Consider the following 23,551-nt stretch of genomic DNA (forward strand, 5'->3'; position numbering starts at 1 on the left):
GGAGCAAATATGTTACAACAAAAATTAAAAGATCCTTCATTACTTAAATGCGCAGGATTTATCAATGGACAGTGGGTGCAAACCAAGACTGAAAAAGTATTTGAGGTGTTTAATCCATCGACTGGTGATGTGGTTGCCAATGTCGCGGATCTAGGGGTTAAAGAAACACAGCTGGCCATTGATGCTGCTCAAGCCGCTTTTGAAAAGTGGCGAGAAGTACCTGCCAAGCAAAGGTCTTCTCTTTTGCGTCGCTGGTTTGACCTTGTTATGGAGAATCAAGAAGATCTGGCTTTAATTATGACCTTTGAACAAGGGAAAGTGATTGCAGAGTCTCGTGGTGAAGTGGCTTATGGTGCTTCTTATATTGAATGGTTTGCTGAAGAAGCGAAACGTATCTATGGTGATATTCTTCCAAGCACTACCTCAGACCGACGTTCACTAGTGATTAAGCAAGCTGTCGGTGTGGTCGGCGCGATTACACCATGGAATTTTCCCAATGCTATGATCACTCGTAAAGTGGCTCCAGCATTAGCGGCAGGTTGCACGATTGTATTAAAGCCCGCATCTGAAACACCGCTTTCAGCCTTGGCATTGGCTGAATTGGCCGATCGAGCTGGTTTTCCAGCGGGTGTATTTAATGTCATAACAGGAACGGATTCAAAGGCGATTGGCGCAGAACTGACATCTAACCCTATTGTGAAAAAAATCACATTTACGGGCTCTACGGCAGTAGGCAAGATATTGATGGAACAATCTGCAAAAACCGTTAAGAAAACATCAATGGAGCTGGGTGGGAATGCACCTGTTTTGATATTCGAAGATGCTGACTTAGATAAAGCAGTTGAAGGTGCATTGATAGCGAAGTTTCGTAATGCAGGTCAGACTTGTATATGTGCCAATCGTATTTTGGTTCAGGACTCTATTTACGAAGAGTTTATCCGTCGTTTTACGGCACGTGTATCTGAGTTTGTACTGGGCGATGGACTCTCTTCTACTAGTACAATGGGACCTTTAATTACGAAAAAGGCGGTGGCTGGTGTTGTCTCTTTGGTGGATGATGCGGTAAGTCTCGGGGCGAAGGTTTGTATCGGGGGCAGTGTTGGCAGTAATGGAGATTATTTCTTTGAGCCAACAGTTCTTAGAGATTTAAGCGCTTCAATGCGTCTTGCCAAAGAAGAGGTGTTTGGTCCTGTCGCACCTGTGTTTAAGTTTAGTTCAGAGAAAGAAGCCGTTGCCATGGCTAATGATACTGAATTTGGACTTGCAGCTTATATGTACACTAAGGATCACGCACGTATCTGGCGTGTTGGTGAGGCGCTTGAGTACGGTATGGTGGGGATCAATGAAACTGCCATCAGTTCTGAAATGATACCTTTTGGTGGCGTAAAAGAATCAGGTCAGGGGCGCGAAGGTTCAAAATATGGACTAGAAGACTATTTAGAAATCAAATACTTGTGTATGGGGGATATCTGATAGGAATGGAGAATCCCCAAGCTAGTAGGCTTGGGGGATTCTCCATATTCAGCGTTAATAATTAATAGTGTTTTTAAGTGTATCTAGGCACTTTCGTAGTGTTACCTTTTTCGTCATATCCTACTATTTTCTGTATTTCATAAGTAAGCCCTGTTTGTTTAGTACGAAAGCATTGTGAAATAAAAATGATGAGGTTTGTGCTTTGTAGCTTATTCAAGCTAGAGTAAGAGAGTGCTAATCATTGATAAGGAATAAGTATGACAGGTTTGAAGAAAAATCGAGGCTTTACTCATTTAGCGCGAGGTGTTGCCGCTGCGCTGCTTATTACGCAAGTGACGGCATGTGGTACTTTGCTTTACCCTGAGCGTCGCGGTCAAACAAATGGTCAAATCGATGTCGGCGTCGCTGCATTGGATGCTATCGGCTTATTGTTTTTCTTTGTTCCTGGCGTTGTTGCATTTGGTGTGGACTTTATTACCGGTGCTATTTACTTACCTGGTGGTGGCATGGCAAGTTTAACCGAAGATGAGTTGAACTCGATTAAAAATGGTCCTGACTCAATAGATGTTGAAAAGTTTAAAACCTTAATAGCACAACGTAGCGATATTAAACTGCCAAAGGATGCTTACACAGATAAATTGAATGTGATGGCGATGTCTTCAACTCAATCTCTTAAAACCGCTATGAATATGTCTAACGAGCAAGTTGCTTCTGCTAAGGCCTATTAAATTATTAAACACAGTTAGCCGCTATTAAACTAGAAGGGTAGCGGTTAATTTATAAAGGGTTTGAGTCTTAAGCTGATGGATGCTGTCTTTCGTTTAGGGCTTACGTTAGCTCTTTAGGCATGCTTGATAAACCGTTTGTTGCATTGTTGTTAGGTCTTGGTTTTGCTTCAAGGTGACAAGTGTAGCGTTTGTTTTTAAAATGCCTTCCCAAATGTTGTCAGCAATGCTGATTGATTCTCCCTCTATTTGTATGATCAAGGCAACATCGTGCCTTCGAACAAGTGCAGATATTTCACTTGGTGAGAAAACGGTTGCACCGTGAACTTGAGTGCGATTATTCCAAGGTTCGTCATCAATAAATGCCGTGATTTCAATAGGTTGTTTCGAGCTTTTATTGTTGTCGATTAAGGATTTCGACAAAGAAAAACACAGGTAATCTATACCAATAAAAATAACTTTTTTGGGCGCGATTCTATACCTGAAAAATTGTTTTAATAGCTGCATTGCTTGAAACATGTCAGATCACACAGTCTTGGTGTAGCGTTGCTTAGGTCTGCCACCGGTTTTGTAATCTAATGCCATGCTGACTTGGCCTTGGGCCTCTAAGTATTCAAGATAGCGTCTGGCGGTAATGCGGCTGAGGTTAATGGCATCACCTATTTCTTCAGCTGTGAATGGGGCGTTCCCCATAGTATCAAGATGCTGAGTTAGTTTTTCTAGCGTGTTTTCATCAATGCCTTTTGGTGTTTTTCGAGTGCTGTCTATCGATGCGCTTTTTCTAAATAAAGCATCTATGTCTTGCTGATCTATTTTATCGTTTTTCGTTATCCGCTTTCTGAAGTCTAAATAATCGTCGAGGGCTTGCAGCACTCGTGACATTCGAATGGGCTTTACTAGGTAATCCATTACGCCTAGCTGGATGGCTTTTTCGATAGTGGCGGTTTCTCTTTCCGCTGTGGTCATCATAAAAGCGGCTCTGATGCCTTTGCTTTTTAAGGATGTTACTAAGTCGATGCCGCTACCATCGGGTAGGGAAATATCTACCATAATAAGTTCAGGGTCAAAAGCCTCTGCTTTTAGGTCTGCTTCTAGCATGCTTTCACAGACAGCGGCTACATAAAAATCTGAGTGTTGGTTGATGGTGTTTTCTAATACGTAGCTAGCACGTAGATCATCTTCCACTATCATGACCGGAATGCGATTCATCTTGTTAGCGCTCGTTTGTCTAAATAAATACTAAAAACAGTGGTATTCATCTCACTGCGTTCCCAATCAAGGCTGCCGTGATATTGATCGACAACCTTTTTCACTAAATAAAGCCCGATACCATGTTGTTCAGAGTTGTGCTTACTGCTGACACCAAAGTCCAAAATCCGACTTTCTAATTTTTCATCTACACCAGCTCCACTGTCTTCTATTTGAATCATGATGTGAGCATTACGATCACTAATATACAGCTTAACAAAAGGTGACGTAAGTAATCTGTTTGACCATGCGGCTAATAGGGCATTATCTATAAGGTTCCCTACCAATGTGACGAGGGCTTCATTAGTTGTGGAGGGATATCGACCAAGCTGACAATCGCTTTCAATAAGCATGTCGACTTTAAGGTCTTTAGCTTTGTTGTGTTTGGCGAAAATAAGGCCGGCTACCGCGCTATTTTCAATGGTTTTAATAATCTGTCTTAGCACGACTTGGTCGCCGTCACTTTCTTGTTGAAGAAATTCGATAGCATCCACATAGCGCTCTGCCTGTAACATACCTGACAAAACATTGAGATGGTTTGAATATTCATGGGTTTTAGCGCGTAATAAGTCCGCGTAGTTCTTTGTGGCGGTTAGTTCTTGTTCTAGTGATTTTTCTCCATGATCTGCAAAAAATACAATAACGTAACCCACATCACCATTTTTTACCTTTATTGGGTATAAGGTCGCGATGAATTCTAGCTTGCCTAAATTGAAACGGTTTTGCGTAATTTGCCCTTGAGCCTCTAGGGCAAAATGAGAAAGGCTTTGAGATTGATTGCTTAACGGCTTTCCGACAACCTGAGACGCACTGAGTACATTCATGGTTAACCATTCAATGGCCATACTATTGATCGCTGTAATGTTTTGCTCATGGTCAATGGCTACAATGCCGTCACGAATACTGTCTAAAATTAATTCGTGTTCTTTGAATTTCTGAACGATTTCTTCTGGCTCTAAGCTTAAAAAAGTCCGTTTTAGTTTTAGGATTAAAAAGCCAGCTATGACGATACCAAGAAGATACACAAAGCCGACTAGCAGTCCTGCTTCTTGCAAATGTTTGAAGATTAACTCGCTGGTGGGTTGGGACAGATAACCAATGCTAATGGCCCCAATGATTTGGCCATCTTTTCGGATGGTGACTGAATTTCGAATCGCTTGACCTAGCGTGCCAACGGCGACTTTTGTGTAATCCTTACCTTGCCTCAATGCTTGATAAATATCATCACCGACAAAGTGTTTACCCACTCTATTTAGTTCTGGGTGGCTTAAACGAATGGCGTCTTTATTCACCACAACGATATAAGATGCGTCGGTTTGAGCGCGAAGCATTTCTACGTAGGATTGAATATCATTGGCTTTATCTTGATTGCTTAACTCGACGGCCTGAATGACCTTTTCATTGTGCGCTATGACTCGGCCGAGTTCTAAGCCTCGTTGGCTAATGCTATCAAGATAGCTTTTTTGTAGGGAATAGCCCAGCACCACACCGACTGCCAGTACTATAAGAGTAATGGTGGAGAGAGTAATTAAGGCAAGATAAGACTTTAGAGTCATTCGCGTATCTGGATCAATAAAAGATGGAACGCGATTATACAGTATACGGAGATATCACTAAAGATTACGTAAAATTAGATTAGGGCTCTCTCGTTGGTTCGTTTTCTGGCTCTTGAGGTGACGTATCTAAAACGAATGAAGCACCTGGCGATGAATTATGTGCGGTGATTTTCCAGCCATGAATCGAAGCAATTTCCAAGCAAATAGCCAAACCTAAACCCGCGCCGTTAATTTTTTGTTTGGGAGCACGCCAAAATCTATTAAAGAGTAAAGCCATGTCTTGTTCGTCAATTCCTTGGCCATAATCTCGAACGCTCACTGTACTTTGTGTCATAGTTAAATCGATAGTGGTTCCGGCGGGAGAGTGATAAATGGCATTTTCAATGAGGTTTTTGAGCAGTATAAAAAGTGTACTTGCGTCTGCGTTGAGATGAAGGCTTTTGACATCATCAAGTATTTGAATGGAAGTGTCGTGTTTTTTGGCAAGACGTGATAAATAATGAGAGACATCATTGACCACATCAATAAGCGCTACTTTTTGAAAAGCATAATTGTGTGATTCACGAACTTCAGCCAGGTGCAATAATTGGTGAATTTGGCGTGAAATATGATCAACGTCTTCAAGCATTATATTTTTAGAGTTGACCCCTTCAAGCATTTCTATTTCGCCACGAATGAGTGATAAAGGTGTTTTTAATTCATGTGCTGCTGTTGCCAAAAATTCTTGCTGAACTTTATAGCCTTGCTCTAATCTCTCAAGCGTTGCATTGAAGGCGCTGATTAGCGGTACTAACTCGCTTGGCATTTCTATCATGGATAAGCGACCTTGAAGATTTTGGGGTGTTATCTTGGTCGCAATGTTAGAAGCCTCTCTTAACGGTCGTAACATGAAATGTATGGTAATTATGACTGCAAAGCTGACAATAAATAACGACAGTATAGAGACGAGTAAAACGGTTTTTGATATAGGCGATCTTTTTGTTATCTGAAATACTTCTAGAAGCCTTAGGCTTGTTGCTACTTGTATGTAATAGCCAGTATACATCGCACTCAAAGGCTCGTTAAGGGCATAGAAAAGCTTGTTATTATGGGTGAACGTGAAATAGCTTGTGTTTTTATTGTATGAAATATTGTCTGGAGCGAATGTTTTTGTGTGCGTCGTTGATGCTAATATAACTTCTCCTTGTGGATTGATAATTTGGTAAAAAAGATCCTCGCTTAATGTCTCATAAATCCATACCCAGTGCTCATCTTGGTTGTTTTTTTGTATGGAGAGTTCTGGTGCTCCCATGCTATTTGTGTAAATTTCATCGATTAAAAATTCTGCTTGTTCATTTAAAATATGATTAATAAGCAGATTAGGGTTCATGACAAATAAATAGCTGTAAATACCGCTGATTAATAATGTTAGTGCGGCAAAAAAAGTAATGATTAATCGATACTTGAGGCTGTGTTTAAAGCGATTTTTTAGAGACAGCATAACCAAGCCCTCGAGTGTTTGAGATGACTACCTGTGAGCCTAAGGTACTTAATTTTTTGCGTATTCTGTGTAGTGCGACATCTAACGCATTAGGAGTGACTGCTTGATTTAAGCCCCATGCTCCTTGTTCAAGCTTCGTTCGACTTATTGTTGTATCTGCAGACCGCATCAAAATGTATAGAATTTGAACTTCTGCAGTTGCGAGAGTGGCAGATTGAGTGCCGCATTTAAGCTGAGCGTTGTCTACGTCTAAGGTAATATCTTCATAAATGGGAGATAGGGGTTTTATAGCGGTAGGCCTTCGTAGCAGAGCCCGAACTCTGGCGACTAATTCATCCATGGCAAAAGGTTTTACAAGATAGTCATCTGCTCCTGTTTCCAAGCCTTCTATTCGATCATGTACAGCATTTCTGGCGGTTAATACGAGGCATGGGGTTGTTACGTTTCTTTGACGTAAGGTTTTAAGTAAGCTTAATCCATCCCCATCAGGAAGCCCTCTATCAAGTACGATTAAGCCATAATCTTGTGCTTCTAGGGCATGTTTTGCCATCGCTAAATTAGCGAAAATATCCAACTCGATACTGACCTTTTGTAATGCCGTTGATACCATTTGAGCTAGGCGAGCATTGTCTTCAACTAAGATGATTCGATTCATAAAAATAAACGACTAGGTAAAAATAAAAAACCTGCTTTATAACGAACGATGTCATAAAGCAGGGCTGTTCTTCTTTTTAGCTTCTATTTTTTGTCAAAGAAGCATTATTTAAAGCGATAAATGTAGCCTAGATAGGCCGCCGCTGTCGTCTTTTTATCGGTCAAGGGGCTATCTTCAACTTCATCACCGAATTGTTTTACACTAACATCTAATGCTAATGACTGCTGTTTATCTATAGCGTAATTGAAACGAACGCCAGCATCTAAAACTGTTGTAGATTTTCCATCGTATTGTGATCTGTTTGCATTTACTTCAGAGGATTTTACACCATAGTAATAGTTAACGTATTTATCGCTATACCATGTTGTGCCAATGCTCGGCTCGACTTGTAGGCGCTCACTAATGCTAAAGCCTTTTGAAATTGAAAAGGAGGCCTGTTGACCGTCGCTGTTGTTCATTGCGTCTACTAGAGCTTCAAGTTTTAAATCAAACATAGGGTTACTCCATGTCATTGCTGGACCAACCCAGAGACTAGAATCTCTGCTGTCCATGCCATCAAAAATATAAGAATCTGAGCTGTCATAACCATCACCGAGTCCATATTTACCGCGTATAGTAAAAGCGATGCTATTGGTCTCGGCGACTTTTAAATCTAACGTCGAACCCAGAAGATATATCCAAGAGTTATCAACCAACACTATTGGTATAGCTGCGAGGTCGCTATCTACTTCACGATATTCAGAACCACTAACGCCAGCGGCAATCCCTAACGCAACTGATGTTGTGCCATCTGCTAGCGCCTCCCCTGTTGTCAAAAGTGTCAATGCAAAAGATGCAAGGCTATATTTAAAAAATAGTCTATTTCGTTTTAATCGAGCATATATAATGGATTTTGTGTGTTTTTCTTTTGTTTTAGCCTTGTTTTTCATGTTTTCCTCAATTCTTGAAAGACGAATTTTTACTGTAAGTCGTAGAATATTACGGAACACTTACGAGCTTGTTTTTTAGAGTTATAATCTGAATTACTTTTACGGGCTTTCTGTCTTAGTCGTTCCATTATTGGAATTCTTGCTGTTTATAGGTGGCTCGCCTTTGAAGAAGGTTGTGATTTTTTTTCCTAAGCCATGCATATAGGTAAATACCACAGGGACAACAATTAGACTCAAGAGAGTAGAGGTGATTAACCCTCCAATAACAGCAATTGCCATGGGTTGTCGAAAGCTTGCATCAGCGCCTAAACCAATGGCAATCGGCAACATGCCGGCAATCATTGCCGCGGTGGTCATGATGATAGGTCTTGCTCTTTTATGACAGGCATCTAGCAAAGCGTCATGCATGGTTACCCCATGCTGTTTTATCGACATCACTGCATATTCCACAAGCAAAATAGAGTTCTTAGTGACTATGCCCATTAACATAATGAGCCCAATCATTGAGGGGATATCTAATTCGCTATCTGTTAACAATAAGGCGACAAAAGCACCACCTAAAGACAAAGGTATGGCAGATAAGATAGTTATTGGTTGTACCATATCTTTAAATAACAGGATAAGTACGCATAACACGCATAGTAAACCGGTTATGATAGCGGTACTAAAACCAGAACTGAGTTCGTTCATCAGTTCTGCGTCACCCGCTTCAGTGAGGTGTACGTTGTCAGGCAGTCCTTTGATGGTAGGTAACTCGTAAACAGCACTGACCACATCGCCTAATGCGCGTCCATTGAGTTTTGCATTGATGGTAATAAAGCGCTCACGATCATATCGATCTATTTGCGATGGCCCGCTTTCAAAGGAAAGGGAGGCCACACTGGAAAGAGGGATAAGGCGTCCGTCACGTCCTGGCACACGCAGATTATTCAGTGTCTCTATATCGAGTCGATGGCTGTCAGCCAACTGCACACGAATATAAACTTGTCGAGCATCTAAATTCAGTTTAGCAAGCTGAGAGTTGTAATCACCACTGGTCGCAATGCGGATCGTATCGCCAATGGCGGAAGTTGATACACCAAGTTCTGCAGCACGCTGTAAGTTGGGTCGCACAATGATTTCAGGGCGTTCTAAACTTGCTGTAGATTCAATGTTTGAAATGCCGCTTACACCACGTAATTCTTTTAAAAGACTGTCCGCATTGGCTTTAAGTGCAGCGTTGTCGTCACTGGCAAGAATGAGTGATAATTCTTGTCCTAGCCCACCACCGACAGAAAACCTTGCACCCGGTACATTAATTAAAACGCTACGTAAGGTTTTTTCAATCTCACTTTGTGTCGCTCGCTCACCGCGTTTTTTTAAAATCAATGTCAATTTACTCTTGCGGATATCACCACTTGAGTCTTCGCCACCGGCAACACCAACGGTTGTAAATACGTGGTCAATGCCAGCAACTTCCATGAGTGCTTTTCTCGCTTCCTCTGACTTTTCCAACGTTTTATTGAAGGCACTGCCTGGCGCGAGTTCAATATTAACACTGGTATAATTTGTGTTGGAGGCGGGCATAAGCCCGGTATTTAACAGTGGCACTAAGGAAATAGAGGCTGCAAAAAGCACAAAAGTAGCGATCAGTGTGGTAAGGCGATGGGCTAAAGTCCACTGCACAATAGACAAGTAAAGCGTCAGCAGTTTGCTTTGTTTTTTGTCTTTTTTATGTACTTTGGGTTTTAGTAAATAGGCGGCCATCATAGGCGTTAATAACCGCGCGACCAACAAGGATGACAACACGGCGACCACTGCCGTCCAGCCAAATTGTTTGAAGAACAGTCCTGTTACACCGCTCATCATGGCGGTTGGGGCGAATACCATAACAAGTGTCATGGTGGTTGCCATAACCGCTAAGGCGATTTCCGTAACAGCGTCTCCCGCTGCTTTCTTGATGTCTTTCCCCATGCTAGCGTGACGTTCGATATTTTCTATTTCAACAATGGCATCGTCTACTAGGATGCCAACAATGACTGCAAGCGCCAGTAAAGTTAAGGTATTTAATGAATAGTCGAGAAAGTAAATCGCGGTAAAAGTAGGGAGGATTGATAAAGGTAATGCGGTAGCAGCGATTAGTGTTGCGCGCCAGTCACGTAAAAACCACCAGACAATTAATATTGCGAGAAAGGCTCCTTCGAAAAGCATATTGATTGAACCTTTGTATTGCTCCTCCGTTTCAGAAACCTTGTCATAAACCAAAGTGAAGTCAACCGCGTCTTTAGCTTTTAGGTCTTCAAGTTCTTTCTTAATGCCTGCCGCGATTTTTGTCTCGTCAAAACCATTTGCTCGATAAACTTGAAAGCCCACGACGGCTTTGCCATCTAAAAGCGCTATTTGGCTGCGCTCTGCAGTTGTGTCCTTTACGTTGGCCACTTGGTCTAGTCGTAATTGACGGCCATCCGCCAATACAATCGAAAAGGCGTTCAATTCTGCCGCTGTTTTAACAGTTGATATGGTACGAACCGATTGCTCCGTATTTCCAAGCTGCATTCTGCCGCCAGATGATTCCAACTGCGCATTGCGAAGAGCTTGGGACACATCACTTGCTGTCGCGCCAAGTCCTGTTAACTTAGTTGGATCCAGTTCGATGTGTATTTCGCGCTGTACACCTCCGACCCGTTCGAAACGTCCTAGTCCTGGAACGCTTAGAACCCTTTTACTAATTGTATTGTCGACATACCAAGAGAGTGCCTCTTCATTCATATGTGGCGTACTGATTGCATAGGTAAGTAATGTGTCGGCATCTACTGTTTCAGCACTTACGGATGGTTCAAGTAAATCATCGGGTAAGTCAGAACGGATTCTATCCAACGCATTACGAGACTCAATTAATGCGTCAGAAAGTGATTTCTTTAACATGAATTCAACGCGGATACTGACTACTCCGTCGGAGATAGCTGTTTGTATGTGGCGCAAACTCGATAATGTCGCTAATGCATCCTCTGCTTTTCTAGCTACCTCAGTTTCAAGCTGGGCTGGTGCCGCGCCTGGCTGTGATAGTGTCACTAAAATAGTGGGTAATTGAACATCAGGTAATTCAGCGATAGGCAGTTGTTGGAAGCTTTTTATGCCTGCGATAGATAATAAAACAAACAGTAAAATGGTCGGAATAGGGTTACGAATAGACCAAGTAGCGAAATTTTCAGTCAACTTGCTCATAGTGTTTCCTGCTTTTGAGGTATTGCAGAGTCAGTGCTTGATGTGTTTTCACTTACTACTTTTACAATGTCGCCTTCACTAAGAAAGCCTGCTCCTTGATTTATGATGGTAGCCTCGGCCTTTATGTTACCTGTGACCTCGATAAAATCGCCTTGACGGCGTGCTACTTCGACAGGGCGTTGTATTACTTGCTGGGTTGCCGCAACCAGCTCAAACACATAGCTGCGGCCATCACGGATTACCACGCTGGCAGCGGGTACAACAAGTGCTGATGTTTTATTGAGTTGAAGCGTCCCAGTGGCAAACATGCCAGCACGAGCTTGGTTATTCGGCTCAATGGTCGCATACGCTGTGATCATGCGGTTCTGTGGGTTCATGGTGGGTGCAATCTGGCGTACGTAAGCTGTCGCCGTACTATTATTAGCAAGATCAAGTGTCACTTTTTGACCTATTGCTAGTTGCGTTGCTTGCATTGCGGTCAGTTGACCATGCCATTCAATGCGGTTGTCTCGAATGAGGCGGAACAGTTCTTGTCCCACTGAGCCTATAGCGCCAAGCGTCGCGGAGCGCGAGCTAATAACACCATCGTCAGGAGCAACGACATTGATATAACTTAATTGCAGCGTATTCGATGCGAGCTGAGCTTTAACCGCCGCTACTGCAGCGGCTGTGGTCTGTTTCTGGGTCTCGGCTTGTAACAAACTTTGTCTGCTGATGCCGCCTGTTTGGCTAAGGGCAAATGCTCTTTTGTAATCTACATAAGCTTGTGTCACTAAAGCGGATGCTTCATCAAGATTCGCTTTTAATAGGGTTCTTTCATTAATAAGGCTAGCGCTATCAAAGCGAGCAATGATTTGTCCCTTTGTTACTGAGTCACCCACATCGACCAATACGTCCACTAACCGTAATCCAGTAAGCTGAGCGCCAATGATAGCTTCCTGCCAAGCGACGATGTCTCCCGATGCTTGAAGACTGCTGTGCCATTCTAGTGAGCGTATTTTGGACGTCGTCACAGTGAGTGCCGCTTCTGCTTTTATGATGTTGTCAGATGCTTGAACTGGCGACGAAAAATACAGTGCTGCAACTAGACTACTGCTTGCCACTAGAGCGATAAGCAGTACGTTTTTGTGTGTTGAAATTTTTGTTGTCCCCCATCGGTTGGTGATACTCATTACGGTTATTCCTCTGTGCAGTTGTTAGGTAATAGTGGCTAATTAAAGGCTTAGGTTAATTCGTCAACTATTACCCAACACTTACAGGTATTTGCTTTAGTGTTCGATGGTGATGGTTTTTAAACTGCGGCGGGATTGTTCTTCCACTCTGGCAGTTTCTGATCGATAACCCAGAGCAATCACGACAGGGATAACAGCACCACGAGGGAGGTTGAGAAGTTTGCTTAATTTCGCTGAAGAAAAACCTTCCATTGGGCAAGAATCAATACCTTTTGCAGACGCGGAAAGCATTAACGTTTGTGCCGCAAAGGTTGCGTTTCTGGCAGCCCAATGACGACTACCTAAATGCCCAATTGGCAGTAAAGAAAGGCAAGGGCGCAACATCGATAGAAGTGAAACGATGGGTGTCCAGATCGGCAAGCCGCCAATCTTTAATATTTTGTCAAACTTGGTTAAATTTTTTCGATGATAGTCTTTTGACTTATCAGGCATGGTTGTAGAGCGGTCAATATTGGCAAGCTGCTCAACAATCGTGTCACGTGCAAAGTCTGTATTGGCAACAATGACAATAATTTCAGCAGCGGTTTGGGCGGCTTTTTGACCGTTACAAAACTCTGCTATTTTGGCTTTTTTGGCTGAATCTCTGATCCAGTGGAATTGATAGGGCTGAAGGTTAACGCTGGATGGAGCGAATTGTGCTTCGGTTAATATCGCGTAGATCTCGTCCTCGGAGATTGCTTTGTCACAAAAGTCTCTAATGGCCCTGCGTTGATGATTTATTGATTGGAAAGTGTCCCAATTTAGTTCGTTAGTTATGCTATTCATTTTGTTTCTCTTTTATGTAAGTTTAGTTTTTTGGTTAATTGAGTATCTGTTTTATTGTTCATTCCCATGAATAAATAGTAAGTTATTACTTTAATTTTGAAAACTTGCATTCAGGAGCATGTTTTGAACAACAAGAAAGAGCCCTCAAAGTCGCGTAAAATGCCTGTACAGAAGCGTTCTAAGGCAACAGTGGATGCTATTATTCAAGCATCTACTTACATTTTGATGAAGTCAGGATGGGGCGGTTTTACGACAAACGCTATTGCAGAGCGCGCGGGTGTGAACATTAGTTCGTTGTACCAATTCTTTCCCAATAAAGAATCGATCGTTGCAGAATTGCAAAAACGGCATTCTGATGACATGCGTGCAGACTTGTTTGATACCCTTAGTAATTTGCCAGCTGGGCTTACTTTTAGAGAAGTACTTACGGAGATTATTGGCGTGCTTGTTAAAAAGCACCAAATGGAGCCCGAGGTTCACAAAGTTCTTAATACAGAGATTCCGTTTACAGTGAGGTCCGTTTTAGATGAAGCAACCGAATTACGTGATCAGCTGTTATTTATCTTAGAACCTCACATGGTGAATGTGCCAGACCCGAAATTGTCGATTTATATTATTGGTGTATCTATTGATGCGGTGATAAATGAAGTGATATCCAGTCGACCTCATATGCTCGGTGAAGCAGCCCTAACAACGGAGTTAGTGACTTTATTGGAGCGTTTTTTGGTTCGACCTGTTTAGTTGTAAGCTTGAACTGTAATTGTTTTAGAGAAGGGAGAGGCGGTAGATTTATTCAAGGAGTGATGGATTGAAGTCAAGGTTCTGATGACCCTGACTTCAATGTAATGTACTTTACGCGATAGCTTGAACCACTAGAGTCGCAAGAATCAGCATGAAGGCGCCGCCAATTCGAGAAGATATCTGTGCGAAAGGCATCAGTTCCATACGCTTACTCGCCGCAAGAACCGCTACGTCGCCTGTACCACCCATGTTAGCCATGCAAAGACCACCTGTGATAGCGGCTTCGATAGGGTAGAAGCCCATTAGCCAACCAATCAAACCTGCGCCAATTACCGCACCCAGTACTGTGATTAATACCAGTAAGAAGTACATAGGAGACAATGCGTTTAAGATCTGGTTTAAATCAGTATAAGCCACACCGATACCTACTAATAAAGCAGGGGTTAGGTTTCCTACGACAAACTTATACCAAGAGAAGGCAGCTTGCTCTAATGCTTTTGGCATGATGCCAGATACTTTGATGATCGCAATAGATAGGATCATTAGTGCATAAGTGTGCATGCTGATGTAATTTGATAGTAGGGTGCCAATGAAATACATACTAACAGCTAGTAATGCACCAACCCCTAAAGTTGTGACATTCAGCGATGATGTTTTTTGCTCTTCTTCCTCAGTAGTCTTTTGACCACGAATAAGTTGACCGTTACCTGTTAGGCTTGGTGCTATTTGACCCAGTTTGTGAAGTAAGCCCGCCATAACAATGGCAATGGCGTTACCTATAGCCAGTGCTGGTACCATTTGAGACATCAAGGTTTCAGAGTTCATGCCAGTCTTTCCAGACATGATCTCAACCAAAGGAACGGCACCAGCGCCCATGCCACCACCCATAATAGGGAGTGCAATCAACATAACCGAATCGTAAAAATCTTTACTTACTAACATGCCTACTAGACCCGTTAAGATACACGCAAAGAAAGCGGATCCTAAAATAACAGGAATGTATTTTAAGGCGGCTTTTTTAAGGGTTTGAGTATCCATTCCGAATATAGAGCCAGTCACAAGGCTTGCTACATAAAAAGCTAAGAAGCCACCGCTTTTCATGAAGGTCGTGACATTGCTTTCAGCGCTAGAAGGGAATAGGCCGCTGTGGAATAAGTAGGCCGAGCCGAAAATAACGACAATGGCACCGCCACCAAAAAACTGATTGATAATCGGTGTTCTATCACCAATGTAGTTAAGGATGAAGCCAACAATAACCATAATCCCTATGGCTCCTATCATTCCGCCTGGCATCATGCCTGCAAAGGTGGCTAATAAAATAGTGATAGCAGCAATAGCTAATATGATTTTACTAGTGCGTTGATCCTGCACCGTCATTACATCATTAGTGATCATTGTAGACTCTCTTTTTTTGCTTGTTTTGATTATGTGGCGCAGTCTACCAACCTTCGATCTAAGCGGAAGTTACTTTTCCTTTAATGAAACTAAAAAGCAGTTTTGAAACTTTAGTAAGAGGCGTTTTTGTGGGGTTTTGCACAATATTGGGTGTGTTCTGTCATGATGCTGCTTGCTGTGGGCCATTAAAACGCCGCTGTTAATTTATTAACAAGACGGCGTTATGTATTGAAACGTATGCAGTAAAAAGTGGATTAGTGGAGGTTGTTTTTTTCGTTATATGATTCAATCCACTGTGTCATGTTGTCAGCAGGCATGGGTCTAGCTATGAAGTATCCTTGTCCTCGTAGGCAGCCCATTTCAATAAGAGCTTGTTCGTGTTCCAAAGATTCAACGCCTTCCGCGATCAGGTGGTAGTTAAACGCTTTGCTTAACGCGACAATGCACATGACAATAGAGCGATCCTCTTGATTGGATAAAATATTTTGCACAAAGCTCTTATCGATTTTTAGCGTATTCAATGGCAATTGCTTTAAATAGCTGAGCGATGCATAACCAGTCCCGAAATCATCGAGTGCTATATGAACGCCTAATTCACAGCATGCTCTTACGACCTCTACAGCGTTGTTAATATCTTGAATTGACACGGTTTCTAAGACTTCAAGTTCCAATAAATTCGGATTGATGTCGGGAATACTTTTTAATAGCTGATTTAAGCGTGGAACGAACCCTTTACTGAGTAAGTGGGCAGGGGCAATGTTTACGCTAATCACTAGGTCGTTCTTCTGCCATAGTGCGTGTTGGCGTAGTGCCTCTTGAATCACCCATTCACCAATAAGAATTCCCGTACTTGGGTGTTCTAATACTTCTGAAAAGTCTCCCGGATGTAGGAAGCCCATAATAGGATGATTCCACCGAATTAGCGCTTCTACGCCGACTAATTGATGATTTAGCATATCTACTTGAGGTTGATAATAAAGCTCGAACTCACAATTTGTAATGCCTTTTTCCGCAGCTTGTAACATTGTTCTTCGTGCATATTGGCGACGTTCCTCATCTGGGTCAAAAAACAGAATGTTGTTGCATCCTAAGTTTTTAGCTTGGTACATGGTTTGATCGGCGCGACGAAGAATCGTATCGGCATCTAAGGCATCATCTGACACCAGAGCCACGCCAATACTCGCCGAAACTTGAACATGGCAGTCAAATTCATCCAGCTCAATTGGCGTATTGATTAGGTCAATAAGGCGATTCAGGAAGCCATTGCATTCTTCTCTACAAGATACATCTCGCAGTAATAAAACAAACTCGTCACCACCAATACGAGAAAGCGTATCGCTTTTACGCATTATCTGCTTTAGCCGGTTCGCAATAGTCACCAAAACATAATCGCCTGTACCATGGCCGTAATTGTCATTCACGGGTTTAAAATTGTCTAAATCCAGAAAGGCGACGGCTGCAGCGTCCTGATTGATGATGACTTGTTGTAAATTTTCGAGTAACAAGGGCCTGCTGGCTAAGCCTGTTAAGTTGTCATAATGTGCCATATCATGGAGCTTTTTTTCCAACTCTGCTCGATGAATAGAGCTAATGATGGCGCGAATAAGTTGTGGGCTTTGTAACTGGCTTTTTAGTAGGTAATCACTTGCGCCTAGTCGCATAGCTTCGGCAGCTACTTCTTCGTCTCCTAAGCCTGTTACCATAATCACAGCGCAATGGTTGGCCATCGTGGTTCGGATGTTATTCAGTAATGTTAGTCCAGAGCTTAACCCCAATCGATAGTCAACAATGACACAGTCATATTCGTCGCTACGGAGAAAGTCCATGGAGTCTTCTACCGAAGAGGCTTCCGATATAGTGGTTTCTATATCGGATTTAGATAACATTCTGCGTAAACGTTCGCGATCAACATCATCGTCGTCGACAATTAACAATTTAAGGGCGTGACCTTCAATGGCTTCTAGTACTTCCATGATACCTCCAGATTTAACGGTTTGGCTCGACAGCATTTCGATAGGCATCCATTAAGGCCGCGAGTTTTGCAAACTGAGGTCCGACGGCTGATTTGACCATGTAGCCTGCAACATTATTGTCATAAGCTCTTGTGCGATCATTGTCATCATTCGAGGTGGTCAGGATAAAAACAATGGTATCTTGAAGGGATGGATCCTCACGAACATACTCCAGAAACTCGAAACCATTCATGACGGGCATATTTAAATCTAGCAAAACCACATAGGGCGTGGTTAAAAATCGACTTGGATGCTCGTTTTTAAGAATTTCAATGGCTACTTTGCCGTGCTCTGCATAGACTAGGTTTATGTTTGGCGATACCTTCTTTAGGCTACGTGTAATTGATTCTGACGCAACATCGTCGTCTTCAACAACGAGTACGCTTAATTCGTTAATCATGAGTATCCCTCCTTAAGAATCGTGGCCACCATACATGAAAAGTGACGCCTCGCTGATGTTTATTGGCTTCAACACTGATACGTCCCCCGTGGGTTTCTACTAAACGACGGCTAACGGATAGACCAATTCCTGTTCCACTGCGCTCATTCGATGTAACGGTTTGAAATAAGCGAAAAATACGAGAGAACGCGGCTTCTGGAATACCTGGTCCATCATCGCAAATAGTAAAATGACAAAGGTTGTTTTCAGCGACACAGCCAATGGCAATAGAACCGGTATCTTGATCATGATGTTTTATGGCATTACTAATGAGATTACGCATCACGGTTTCAAGTGGTGTCCATGTTGAAGTGAAATGTTCTATATTAATGTTACGAGTAATCGTGATGCCGTCAGGCACTTCTAGTAACTCAAAAATATTATCGAATAGGCTATCGACGTTAATGTCTTGTGTGATGGATTCGGCTTTCCCAGCGCGGGCGTAAGTCAGCAGATTGTCAATGAGTTGCTCCATGCGTTGAATACGGACATTAATTCTGTCTAAATTCTTTGTTACATCTGGCAATGTGTCTGTCCCAAGGTCTTCCTTCACCCATTCTAATAAATCTGCAATACCACGTAGAGGAGAGCGTAAATCGTGAGATGCGACGTAGGTAAATTCTTCTAAATTGGTATTGGTTTCACGCAGCTCCTGTTCCAAGCGTTTGCGCTTGGTAATGTCTAATAAAGAAACCAGCACCATTTCATTGTTTTCTTCGTCTTCAAATGGGCTGAGCCCTATTTCAACAGGAAACTCGCGTCCATCTTTATGTAAGGCGGTAAGGTCTCGACCCACGCCCATCATTCTGGGGGTGGGGCTTTGGTGAAAGCTGTGACGTAAATGATCGTGATGCTTGCGATAACGTTGCGGAAGAAGCATTCCCATCGGCTGATTGATGAGTTCATCAGAGCTATAACCAAAAGACTGGCAGAGTGCGTTGTTAGTCAAACGAATAATGCCTTTAGCATCAATCACCAAGACGCCGTGGGGGGCATTCTGAATTGAGCGTTGGAACATGTTACTTGCTCGTTGCCTCGTTGTGAGGTCGATCAAGGTAGCTAAGACAAAAGTTAGTCCTTCTTGCTCTATGGGGTTTAAGCCAATTTCGATAGGAATGTGTTTACCATTTTTTCTTCGAGCATAAAGAGCTTGGCCTGCCCCCATTTGACGTTTACGAGGTGCACTAAAAAACTGCATCATTAGCTTTTTGTGATTTGCTTGAAATTCGGTAGGGAGTAAAAAATCAATACCTTGGCCTAATAGCTCCTCAGGTGAATAACCGAGCACTTCAGAAAGAGTACCATTGATAAAAAGAATTCTTGCGTCAGTACTCACCACCATAGCCGCCATGGGTAAGCAACTGACTAATTGTTGAAAAAAGGTATTATTAACTAACTTTTTGTTTTCTAAGTTATTGTTGCTTTCAGCGACTTCACTATGATCCATCATATATTCCAATAGTAAGAAAGACTCTATTTATAGATAGACTATGAATGTCAGAACGGCAATTGAACAGGTGATTAGATTTGTTAAAAAAAGTATCTATTACAATATGATGGCGTGAGTGAGTGTTAAGAACAAAAAATAACGATCTAGGTTGTCTATTTATCAGCCTAGGGGAGATTACATTTTAGTAATTTAGCAGGTCAAGGAAGGAGTCGTGATGAACTCAAGAGGGCTTATTTTTACCCTCTTAGCTACAGGGAAGCTGCACCGGATTGGTGCTAAAAAGGTAGCCATCAAAATTTGGGTCTTTATGTTCAGACAGCAACATTAAGGTATCTTTTACGTTTTCTAAATGACGCCACATCGCCATACGTGCTATATCCGGTTTCTTTTGTTGAATAGCAAGTAGAATGTTTTCATGATCGACTAACCATTGTTTGCGATAAGCTTGATCTTTGATGTGGGAATGAAGTTGTTTCCACATTGGGCTGTTTTCACGTCGTTCCCATAGGTTTTCAACTAGATCGACGAGTACGCTGTTTTGTGTCGCTTCAGCAATGGCTAAATGAAACAGTTTGTCGGCAGCATGATCTTGATCTGTTGAATCAATGTTTTGTTTTTCTAGCTCCAAGGCATCGCGCATTTTGATAATGTCTTTTTTAGTCGCTTGGGTAGCGGCAAATTCTGCTACGTGGCTTTCAAGCAGTTGTCTTGCTTGCATCATTTCAAAAGGGCCAACATCATCTTTGTCTAGAGATTCTTCAAATTTATCTGATGACTTAATGCTGGTTGGCTGCTTTAAAAGATAAATACCACTGCCCTTACGGACTTCAACGATCTCCATTAGTTCAAGCATAATTAATGCTTCACGAAGTAGTGTCCTGCTGACACCTAATTGCTCGGCAATGTCGCGCTCTGGAGGTAAGCGATCTCCAACCTTATATTCGCCTTGTCTAAGTTCCTCGTATAACTTAAGTCCCACCTCTTGGTATAGGCGCTTTGGTTTTACAAGAGTATTTATCATAGCTTTCTACTTTATTGAGCCAATTCGATGAAAAGAATAGAGATAGATGTGTTACAAGAAAATGTTCAAATAATGAGCGACTCTTATTCCAGCTACAGTGGCATTAACTACTGTAGCAATAATATAAGAGTCGCTTGATTTTGCTTATTTGTCGAGTGCTTTTATAGCTTTTACGTAAGGAGCAATAACAGGGTTTTGCTCGGCTTCCTTAAACATTGGAGCAACTGCTTTAATGAAGGGGTCTTTATCAACATCAATGATCTCTACACCCATTTTAGTTGCTTTTTTCAACTCTTCATCCGTGTATTCGCCCCAAATCTTTTTCATATAAGCGGTGGCATCTTTACCAGCGGCTAATACTGCTGCTTTGTTTTTATCAGACAGTTTTTCCCATGTTTTAGTGCTAATAACTAGCACATCAGGAATCATCGCGTGACCATCACGAGTGTAGTATTTAGCCACTTCACCATGACGATAAGTGGTAACAGCGCCAATGTTGTTTTCTGCACCATCAACAACGCGTTGTTGAAGAGCTGTATACAATTCACCGAATGGAAGTGGTGTAGGAGATGCACCCATCAGCTCCATCATTTTTATTGCGCTTGGGCTTGGTTGAACACGAATCTTCATGCCTTTCAAATCGGCAGGAGAGTGTACAGGCTTGGACGTATAAAAGTTACGAGATCCTGCATCAAAATAAGCAACACCAACAAAGCCGTATTTTGCAGAAGAGCGTAAAATTTTCTGACCAACGTCTTCGCTTTCTAATGCGCGATAGAAGTGCTCACGGTCTCTAAAAATATAAGGAATATTGAATGCGCCATAAGCTGGATCGAATGATTCAAGCTCACTAGCGTTTGATTTCGCCATGTCGAGCGCGCCACTTTGTAATAATTCTAAAGATTCGCGCTGAGTGCCTAATTGTCCATTTGGGTAGACGCGTACTTTTAAATCCCCATCGGACTTTTCTTTTACTTCATCAGCAAAGAATTTTAGTGCTTTATGAACAGGGGATTTTGTATCGCCATTATGACTAAGCTTAATTGTTTCAGCGAAGGTCATGGATGAAGTGCCCATTAATCCGCCTAGCAAAAGTGCAGAAGCTAAATTTAGCTTAGTTTTTTTGAAGTTTAACATTTTGTAAATCTCCGTTTTGGTATTTTTATAATGCTTTAGATTATCAAAGTGTGTGTGTGCGAATTGGCATAATTGCATGTGGGTTGTTTTTGGTCAACCAATTGAGTTCATTTAGTTGACCAAAATCTATGTTTGGTTCAATATGTCGTCGATTGGTGGAAGCTATTGTGGGCTTTTTATCCCTTCTGGAGGTGGAAAATGACGAAATTTATTCAAGTGGTAGACCGCATTCTATCGACTATTTGCGTGGCCCTGATGGTGACTCTAGTGGCTTGTGTGGTTTGGCAGGTTTTTTCTCGTTATGTTTTGAATGCGCCCAGTACGTCAACAGATGAAATGGCTCGATTTCTATTTATTTGGGTGGGTTTGTTAGGCGCAGCATTTACTTTAGGAAAGAAAAAACATTTGGCGATGGACTTTATGCTGCTGGCATTAGAGGGCCGAAAAAAGGTCATGCTGCAAATGGCAATTACCTTAATCGGTTTGTTTTTTGCCGTTGTAATTATGGTGTTTGGCGGTGGTTCTCTGGTGCTGAAAACACTCAGTAATGGGCAGCTTTCTCCTGTGTTAGGTTTGGAAATGGGCTGGGTCTATGCGGCAATACCGATCAGTGGTGCCTGCATGATTCTTTATCTATTACGAGATCTTTTTGCTCCAACACAAAATTAAAAATCTCTACATGCTAGACGGTAGCGTTTGTTCGTTACCTTATTTAGTGGTTTAAAATTCTAATAATAAGGATAAAAAAACGTGGAATGGTTAATTGCACTCGTTTTATTCGGTAGTTTTTTCACTATGTTGGTACTTGGTGTACCAATATCCTTTTCCATCGCGATTGCCTCGTTATTGTCTATTATGGTGTCGCTGCCTTTTGATGCTTCACTTTCTGTTGTTTCACAAAAGCTTGCCTCAGGGATGGACAGTTTCACCTTATTGGCCATTCCGTTCTTTATTCTAGCTGGCAATATAATGAACCGAGGTGGCTTGGCATTAAGGTTGATTGAATTTTCTAAATTGTTAGCTGGGCGTTTACCGGGTTCTTTGGGACATGTAAATGTGATTGCAAATATGCTTTTTGGATCGATTTCTGGTTCAGCGGTGGCGGCGGCCGCAGCCGTTGGCGGCACCATGGCCCCATTACAGAAAAAGAGTGGTTACGATCCTGTTTTTTCAACAGCCGTCAATATTACCTCCAGTCCTGCAGGTCTATTAATTCCACCTAGTAATGCCTTGATTGTTTACTCCCTTATTTCGGGCGGCACGTCTATTAGTGCACTGTTTCTTGGGGGTTATCTACCAGGGTTGTTGATGGGCGCTTGCGTCATGTTAGCTGTTGCTGTGGTGGCTAAAAAGAAAAACTACCCAGTATCCGAAAAAGTTTCTTTAGGCGAAGCTGGCATTGTCACCTTAAGAGCCTTGCCTAGTTTGGGGTTGATTGTGGTCATCATGGGGGGGATTATTGGTGGTGTCTTTACGGCCACGGAAGCCTCTGCGATCGCGGTTGTGTATTCTTTGCTACTAGCGCTAATTTATCGTGAAGTAACCATTAAGGATATGCCGAGCATTATTCTGGGTTCCATCATGACGGCTTCTATGATCATGCTATTGATTGGGGCATCTATGGCGATGGCTTGGGCGATGGCCAATGGAGACATTCCTTACGCCGTGAGTGATGCATTACTGGCCCTGTCTGATAATCCAATTATCATTTTGTTGATTATTAACTTAATTTTGCTTGTTGTCGGTATTTTCATGGATATGACACCAGCCTTGTTAATTTTCACGCCTATTTTCTTACCTATTGCGCAAGAGCTAGGAATCGATCCAGTTCACTTCGGCATCATCATTACGTTTAACTTATGTATTGGTATTTGTACTCCGCCTGTTGGCAGTGCCTTGTTTGTTGGCTGCTCTGTAAGTGGTGTGAAAATCGACCAAGTGATTAAGCCATTATTACCTATTTTTGCTTTGCTTCTAGTAGCGCTAATGGCGGTGACTTTTATTCCAGAAATTACTCTGTTTTTACCTTCTCTTTTGCTTGGGTACTAGTTTAGAAGCTTGCAAATTTTAACGATATTTGGAGATATAT

20 protein-coding genes are annotated in these 23,551 nt (G+C 42.2%); 5 read left to right on the forward strand and 15 right to left on the reverse strand.

Going from position 1 to position 23,551, the window contains the following annotated elements; translation table 11 throughout:
- Positions 1–9 precede the first annotated feature (9 nt).
- Both KDW99_RS07435 and KDW99_RS07440 read left to right on the forward strand, forming a co-directional pair.
- The gene (locus KDW99_RS07435; protein WP_255828666.1) at positions 10–1,473 is read left to right on the forward strand and encodes an NAD-dependent succinate-semialdehyde dehydrogenase; all 1,464 of its coding nucleotides are present in this window, start codon (positions 10–12) and stop codon (positions 1,471–1,473) included.
- 257 nt (positions 1,474–1,730) lie between these two features.
- The gene (locus tag KDW99_RS07440; RefSeq protein ID WP_255828667.1) at positions 1,731–2,201 is read left to right on the forward strand and encodes a hypothetical protein; all 471 of its coding nucleotides are present in this window, start codon (positions 1,731–1,733) and stop codon (positions 2,199–2,201) included.
- A 105-nt stretch (positions 2,202–2,306) separates the two neighbouring features.
- Here the strand turns inward: KDW99_RS07440 and KDW99_RS07445 are convergent, their stop codons facing one another.
- The 9 genes from KDW99_RS07445 to KDW99_RS07485 form a co-directional block, all read right to left on the reverse strand.
- Complete coding sequence (locus KDW99_RS07445) at positions 2,307–2,621, reverse strand: nucleoside-diphosphate sugar epimerase/dehydratase (RefSeq protein ID WP_255828668.1); 315 nt, start codon at positions 2,619–2,621, stop codon at positions 2,307–2,309.
- 102 nt (positions 2,622–2,723) lie between these two features.
- Entirely contained in the window at positions 2,724–3,407 is a 684-nt protein-coding gene (locus KDW99_RS07450) for a response regulator (RefSeq protein WP_255828669.1), read from the reverse strand.
- Positions 3,404–5,002, reverse strand: a complete 1,599-nt coding sequence (locus tag KDW99_RS07455; protein ID WP_255828670.1) for an ATP-binding protein — start codon at positions 5,000–5,002, stop codon at positions 3,404–3,406. Before KDW99_RS07455 ends, KDW99_RS07450 begins: the two co-directional genes overlap by 4 nt.
- 79 nt (positions 5,003–5,081) lie before the next feature.
- Entirely contained in the window at positions 5,082–6,482 is a 1,401-nt protein-coding gene (locus KDW99_RS07460) for a sensor histidine kinase (RefSeq protein WP_255828671.1), read from the reverse strand.
- The gene (locus KDW99_RS07465; RefSeq protein ID WP_255828672.1) at positions 6,457–7,137 is read right to left on the reverse strand and encodes a response regulator transcription factor; all 681 of its coding nucleotides are present in this window, start codon (positions 7,135–7,137) and stop codon (positions 6,457–6,459) included. The genes KDW99_RS07460 and KDW99_RS07465 overlap by 26 nt, the downstream gene beginning before the upstream one ends.
- 104 nt (positions 7,138–7,241) lie before the next feature.
- A complete protein-coding gene (locus KDW99_RS07470; protein ID WP_255828673.1) occupies positions 7,242–8,066 on the reverse strand; it encodes a MipA/OmpV family protein in 825 nt (274 codons plus the stop codon).
- A 99-nt stretch (positions 8,067–8,165) separates the two neighbouring features.
- A complete protein-coding gene (locus KDW99_RS07475) occupies positions 8,166–11,270 on the reverse strand; it encodes an efflux RND transporter permease subunit (RefSeq protein WP_255828674.1) in 3,105 nt (1,034 codons plus the stop codon).
- Entirely contained in the window at positions 11,267–12,442 is a 1,176-nt protein-coding gene (locus KDW99_RS07480) for an efflux RND transporter periplasmic adaptor subunit (protein ID WP_255828675.1), read from the reverse strand. Before KDW99_RS07480 ends, KDW99_RS07475 begins: the two co-directional genes overlap by 4 nt.
- 96 nt (positions 12,443–12,538) lie before the next feature.
- The gene (locus tag KDW99_RS07485; RefSeq protein WP_255828676.1) at positions 12,539–13,267 is read right to left on the reverse strand and encodes a nitroreductase family protein; all 729 of its coding nucleotides are present in this window, start codon (positions 13,265–13,267) and stop codon (positions 12,539–12,541) included.
- A 123-nt stretch (positions 13,268–13,390) separates the two neighbouring features.
- Between KDW99_RS07485 and KDW99_RS07490 the strand changes: the two genes are divergently transcribed.
- On the forward strand, positions 13,391–14,008 hold the full coding sequence (locus KDW99_RS07490) for a TetR/AcrR family transcriptional regulator (protein ID WP_255828677.1): 618 nt from the start codon (positions 13,391–13,393) through the stop codon (positions 14,006–14,008).
- 111 nt (positions 14,009–14,119) lie between these two features.
- Here the strand turns inward: KDW99_RS07490 and KDW99_RS07495 are convergent, their stop codons facing one another.
- From KDW99_RS07495 to KDW99_RS07520, 6 genes are all read right to left on the reverse strand, one after another.
- A complete protein-coding gene (locus tag KDW99_RS07495; protein ID WP_255828678.1) occupies positions 14,120–15,403 on the reverse strand; it encodes a 2-hydroxycarboxylate transporter family protein in 1,284 nt (427 codons plus the stop codon).
- Positions 15,404–15,657: 254 nt separating this feature from the next.
- On the reverse strand, positions 15,658–17,376 hold the full coding sequence (locus tag KDW99_RS07500) for a GGDEF domain-containing response regulator (protein ID WP_255828679.1): 1,719 nt from the start codon (positions 17,374–17,376) through the stop codon (positions 15,658–15,660).
- A gap of 13 nt (positions 17,377–17,389) precedes the next feature.
- Complete coding sequence (locus tag KDW99_RS07505) at positions 17,390–17,815, reverse strand: response regulator (protein WP_255828680.1); 426 nt, start codon at positions 17,813–17,815, stop codon at positions 17,390–17,392.
- Positions 17,808–19,301 carry a sensor histidine kinase gene (locus tag KDW99_RS07510; protein ID WP_255828681.1) on the reverse strand — a complete coding sequence of 498 codons (1,494 nt, stop codon included), beginning with the start codon at positions 19,299–19,301 and terminating at the stop codon, positions 17,808–17,810. The genes KDW99_RS07505 and KDW99_RS07510 overlap by 8 nt, the downstream gene beginning before the upstream one ends.
- A 247-nt stretch (positions 19,302–19,548) precedes the next feature.
- On the reverse strand, positions 19,549–20,325 hold the full coding sequence (locus tag KDW99_RS07515; protein ID WP_255828682.1) for an FCD domain-containing protein: 777 nt from the start codon (positions 20,323–20,325) through the stop codon (positions 19,549–19,551).
- A gap of 144 nt (positions 20,326–20,469) precedes the next feature.
- Complete coding sequence (locus KDW99_RS07520; protein ID WP_255828683.1) at positions 20,470–21,462, reverse strand: TRAP transporter substrate-binding protein; 993 nt, start codon at positions 21,460–21,462, stop codon at positions 20,470–20,472.
- A 198-nt stretch (positions 21,463–21,660) separates the two neighbouring features.
- Here KDW99_RS07520 and KDW99_RS07525 point away from each other — a divergent pair, with 198 nt between their 5' ends.
- Together KDW99_RS07525 and KDW99_RS07530 are read left to right on the forward strand one after the other, a co-directional pair.
- Positions 21,661–22,131, forward strand: a complete 471-nt coding sequence (locus KDW99_RS07525; RefSeq protein WP_255828684.1) for a TRAP transporter small permease — start codon at positions 21,661–21,663, stop codon at positions 22,129–22,131.
- A gap of 81 nt (positions 22,132–22,212) precedes the next feature.
- A complete protein-coding gene (locus KDW99_RS07530; protein WP_255828685.1) occupies positions 22,213–23,511 on the forward strand; it encodes a TRAP transporter large permease in 1,299 nt (432 codons plus the stop codon).
- Positions 23,512–23,551: the final 40 nt, after the last annotated feature.

Source organism: Marinomonas rhizomae (genome assembly GCF_024397855.1).
Taxonomy (GTDB): Bacteria; Pseudomonadota; Gammaproteobacteria; order Pseudomonadales; family Marinomonadaceae; genus Marinomonas; species Marinomonas rhizomae_A.